This window comes from Mycobacterium sp. 1165178.9, assembly GCF_001673555.1.
Lineage (GTDB): Bacteria > Actinomycetota > Actinomycetes > Mycobacteriales > Mycobacteriaceae > Mycobacterium.
This window is the reverse complement of sequence record NZ_LZMB01000412.1, coordinates 1-4063: the sequence shown is the minus strand read 5'-3', so window position 1 is coordinate 4063 and position 4063 is coordinate 1. Positions and strand designations below refer to the sequence as shown.

Annotated in this window: 1 protein-coding gene and 1 pseudogene; one reads left to right on the top strand and one right to left on the bottom strand. The window is 68.6% G+C overall.

Annotation, left to right across the window (positions count from 1 at the left end):
* Positions 1 to 3595 (bottom strand): ATP-dependent RNA helicase HrpA (gene hrpA, locus A5652_RS18120; protein WP_067354418.1); only part of this gene is annotated, 3595 nt, incomplete at its 3' end.
* Between the two features lie 135 nt (positions 3596 to 3730).
* Here hrpA and A5652_RS18115 point away from each other — a divergent pair.
* Positions 3731 to 4063: pseudogene (locus A5652_RS18115) on the top strand (ribonuclease BN); the annotation flags it as partial.

Sequence of the window (4063 nt, the reverse complement as noted above, 5' to 3'; positions counted from 1 at the left end):
CGACGAAACCGGCCGGCAACAACCGATTCAGTTGCGCACGGATGTCGGCGATCGCATCGGTCTGGGCGGGCGGCGGATTCGCGGGCATCAGGAGTTGCACCTCCTGAGCGGCGGCCAGTACCTTTTCGACGCTGCCCACGATGTCGAGGGTGGTGGGCAGCAGAGACTCCGCCGCCCGCTGTTGCAGCGCGACGAATTCCGCGCGAGTCCACACCGGCGCCGCCACAAGCGCGTCGGTTGCGGCGTCGGCGCAGTCGTCCAGCAGCGCGGACAGATCGCCATCCGGGTTGGTGCCAAGGGTCAGCCGGGTGCGTGGATCGAGTTGACGTGCAATGGCTTTGACCGGTGAGGCGACACTGAGCCGCACCAACCGCCGGATGCCGGGTCCCATCGCCTGGTCCTGCTCGGCCGCCGTGGCGAACACGCGAAGGTCGACGGCGCCGCCCGCTTCGACGAACGCGGGAAAGCCCCGCACGGTGCGTCCCTGAATCGTGCGTTCGACGACGCGTGGCAGTTCGTCGAGGTCGTCGGGCCAGTCGCGCAGGCCCGCTCGCTCCATCTCCTCGCCGACCGCGTGCACGACGGCTTTACGGGCCGGTGTGGTGAGGTGTTCCTGCAGGGTCCGCAGATCCTTGCCACGGGCCACCTCGGTGCCGTCGCCGGCCTCGATCGCGAATGTCACCCGCAGGTGCGGCGGCAGCTTGTCCAGGTCGAAGGCGTCGATCGGCACCAAAACTCCGCTGCGACGGCGTAACTCGCGTTGCAGTGCCGGCAGCATCGGCTCACCGCTCGGGTCGATTGCCGCCAGCACCGCGCGGGCGGTGTCGGGTGCGGGAACAAAGTTGCGGCGCAACTCTTTCGGCAGTGACCGGATGAGCGCGGTCACCAGCTCCTCGCGTAGCGCGGGCACCTGCCAGGCGAACTCGTCGCCGCCCAAGCGCGCCAGCACCTCGATGGGCACGTGCACCGTGACCCCGTCGTCGGGGGCGCCGGGCTCAAACCGGTAGGTCAGGGGCAGCGCGAGATCATCCGTTCGCCACGTGTTCGGTCGATCCGAGCCTGTGGTGTCGTCGGTGCGCAGCAGGTCGGCGCGGGTGAAGGTGAGCAGGTCCGGTGTCTTGTGTCGCTGCCTTTTCCACCACGCGTCGAAGTGCCGCGCGGAAACGACGTCGCCGGGAATGCGGGCGTCGTAGATCGTGTAGATCTCGTCGTCGCCGATCAGCAGGTCGCGGCGGCGCGCTCGCTCCTCCAGCTCCTCGAGTTCGGCCCGCAGCCGTGCGTTGTCGGCGAAGAAGTGATGGCGGGTGTGCCACTGGCCCTCGACCAGCGCGTGGCGGATGAACAGTTCGCGCGCCACCGCCGGCTCAACCCTGGCGTATCCCACCCGGCGACGGGCAACCAGCGGCAGCCCGTACAACGTCACCCGTTCGTAAGCCATCACCTCGCCGCGTTTGGCGTCCCAGTGGGGTTCGCTGTAGGTGCGCTGCACCAGGTCGCCGGCGACCCGCTCCACGACCTCGGGCTGGATACGCGCGGCGGTCCGCCCGTACAGCCGGCTGGTCTCGACCAGCTCCGCCACGACGACCCAGCGAGGCGGCCGTTTGGTGAGCGCCGAGCCGGGCGCCAGCACGAAATGCGAGTTGCGCGCGCCCAGATACTCGCGGGTGTCTTCACGGCGCATGCCCACATGCGACAACAGGCCCGCCAGCAGCGCCGCGTGCACCCGCGCCGGGTCGGCCGGCTCGTCGGATGGGGCGTCTTCGACGATGCCCAAGTCGCGCGCGATGCTGCGCAGCTGCCCCACCAGATCCTGCCATTCGCGGATCCGCAGATAGTGCAGGAATTCAGAGCGGCACATCCTTCGAAACACATTGCCGGACAGTGACTTCCGCTGCTCACGCAGATAACGCCACAGGTTGAGGTAGGACATGAAGTCGGAGTGCTCGTCGGCGAACCGGGCGTGCTTTGCGCGGGCTGCCTCCTCGCGGTCGCTCGGCCGTTCCCTCGGGTCCGGGATCGTCAGCGCCGCGGCCAACACCAGCACCTCGCGCACGCATCGTTCGGTCTGGGCCTGCAGAATCATCCGGCCCAGCCTCGGGTCGACGGGCAGCCGCGCGAGGCGACGGCCCAGGTCGGTGATGACGCCATGCTGGTCGAACGCGCCGAGTTCGACCAGCAGCTGCACGCCGTCGCGAACGCTACGGCGGTCCGGCGGGTCGAGGAAAGGAAATTCTTCGATGTCGCCGAGCTGCAGGGCCGCCATCTGCAACAGGACGGCGGCCAGGTTCGTCCGCAGGATCTCCGGTTCGGTGTAGCGCGGGCGCGCCGCGAAATCCTGTTCGGAGTAGAGCCGGATGCACACTCCGGGCGCGACCCGGCCGCACCTGCCGGCGCGCTGTGCGGCCGACGCCTGCGAGATGGGCTCGATCGGCAGCCGCTGCACCTTCAAGCGCCGGCTGTAGCGCGACATGCGGGCGTTGCCCGGGTCGATGACGTAGCGGATCCCCGGCACGGTCAGCGACGTCTCGGCCACGTTGGTCGCCAGCACGACGCGGCGCCCGGTATGCGGCGCGAACACCTTCTGCTGCTCGGCGGTGGGCAGTCGCGCGTACAGCGGGAGTACCTCGGTGTGCTTGAGTCCGCCCAATGCCTCTGCGGTATCGCGGATTTCGCGCTCTCCGGACAGGAAGACCAGGATGTCGCCCGGCGGCTCGGCTCCGAGCTCAGCGATGGCGTCGACGATCGCCTCGACCTCGTCGCGTGTCTCGGTACGCACGACCTCGTGGTCCGGGTCGTCCGGGTCGTCATCGGAGCCGGAAGGCACGACAACCTCCAGCGGCCGGTAGCGCATCTCGACCGGATACGTCCGCCCGGACACCTCGACGATCGGCGCGTTGTCGAAGTGCGCCGCGAAGCGCTGCGGCTCGATCGTCGCCGAGGTGATGATCACCTTCAGATCGGGGCGTCGAGGGAGCAATTCCCGCAGGTAACCGAGCAGAAAGTCAATGTTGAGGCTGCGCTCGTGGGCTTCGTCGAGGATGAGCGTGTCGTAGCGCAGCAGGCGGCGGTCGCGCTGGATCTCGGCGAGCAGGATGCCGTCGGTCATCAGCTTGATCAGGGTGCGGTCACTGACCTGGTCGGTGAAGCGCACGGTATAGCCGACAGCGTCGCCGAGCGGGCCGCCCAGCTCGTCGGCGATGCGCTGGGCGACGGTGCGGGCGGCCAGCCGGCGGGGCTGGGTATGCCCGATGGTTCCGCGGATACCGCGGCCGGCCTCGAGACAGATCTTGGGCAGCTGGGTGGTCTTTCCCGACCCGGTTTCCCCGGCGATCACCACCACCTGATGCGCCCGTATCGCCTCGGCGATTTCCTGCCGCCGTTCGCTGACCGGCAAGTCTGGATAGCTGATCGTCGGCACGGCGGCTAGACGGGTCGCGATCACCGCCTGCGCCGTCGCGACCTGATCGGCCAGCTGCCGTAGTTTCTCGGGCGAGGCGCCGCGCAGGTTCTTCAGGCGCCGCCCGATCCGGGCGGCGTCGCGCAGCGTCAGTCCGTCGAGCTGTGTGCGCAACTGCGCTGCAGACGGTTCGGCCACCCCGCACAGAATAGGCATCCGCGCGACCGTGACCCCAACGCGTTGATCCCCAAGCTGGTTGATGGCAGCCGAATACGGGTATCAGGTGGCGAGCGCATCGAACTGGATGCCGGCTTGCGGGGGAAGTGATCGGCGATGGTCGGTTGGCTGGACAGGCTGCAGCGACGCAATCGAGCCGTCGGCGTGATAGTCGCGGTCGCCTACAAATACAACGATGATCAGGGCGGGTACCTCGCCGCGCTGATCACTTACTACGGCCTGGTGTCGCTGTTTCCGCTGCTGCTGTTGTTGACCACCGGCCTGGGGGTGGTTCTGGCCGGCCGGCCCGACCTGCAGGCACAGGTGCTGCACAGCACCCTTAGCCAGTTCCCGGTACTCGGCGACCAGCTGCACCACCCCCAGGGCCTCAGCGGCGGAGTGGTGGGCGTGATCGTGGGCCTGCTCGGCGCGCTCTACGGAGGTCTGGGC